The sequence below is a fragment of the Geminisphaera colitermitum TAV2 genome (genome assembly GCF_000171235.2).
GTDB lineage: Bacteria > Verrucomicrobiota > Verrucomicrobiia > Opitutales > Opitutaceae > Geminisphaera > Geminisphaera colitermitum.
Genome location: NZ_ABEA03000119.1, coordinates 1 through 745, shown reverse-complemented (window position 1 = coordinate 745; position 745 = coordinate 1). Strand labels below are relative to the sequence as shown.

General features: G+C 57.6%; 1 protein-coding gene. It reads left to right on the top strand.

Annotated features, from left to right (window positions below; translation table 11 throughout):
• A partial coding sequence (locus OBACDRAFT_RS14095) for a type II secretion system protein (protein WP_052362015.1) occupies nucleotides 1-662 on the top strand: 662 nt, incomplete at its 5' end.
• Nucleotides 663-745: the final 83 nt, after the last annotated feature.

Genomic DNA, 745 nt, shown 5'->3' with positions numbered 1-745 from the left:
CGACAATCGAAATCCCCCCCCGCCACTCCCGCCTTTCCCGCCACGCCTTCACGCTGATCGAACTCCTCACCGTCATCGCCATCATCGGCATCCTCGCGGGCATTATGATTCCCACCGTGAGCAAAGTGCGCAAAACCGCTGCCCGCAGCACCTGCGCCAGCAACCTCCGGCAACTTGGCATGGGACTTGCCCTTTACGCCGAAGAAAACCGTGGAGCCCTGCCACGCGCCAAAGAACCCGACACCAACGGACTCGCATGGCCGACTCTCATCGGTAACATCATCAAAGTGGATTCCACCAAGGCGAATCAGAACAACGTCTTCATTTGCTCCGCTGCAAAAAGCACATACCCCAACCCTCCCATCCGCACCTACGGGATCAACCTCACCGGAGACAAAAACCTTGCTCCCGCGCCAGCCATCAAACTCGCCTCACTCACCGCGCCCTCTCAAACCGCGATGCTTGTGGAGGTAAAATACGACTCAGGAAATGGCCTCGGCTACAACTCACTCGCTGAGAGCATTAACGGTCAGTATACTAAACCACGCCTCGAAGCCCGACATGAGGGCAAAGCCAACATGCTCATGGCCGACAATAGCGTCCGCCTTATCACGCTCGATGACCCCAACCTCGACAACTTCCTCCTCAACATCCGCCGCTGATCCCCCCCCCCCCTCCAATACTCAACATGAACCATTTCCCAATCAGCCGCGCGCTGCTCAGCTTGCTCACGATCATTGCATCC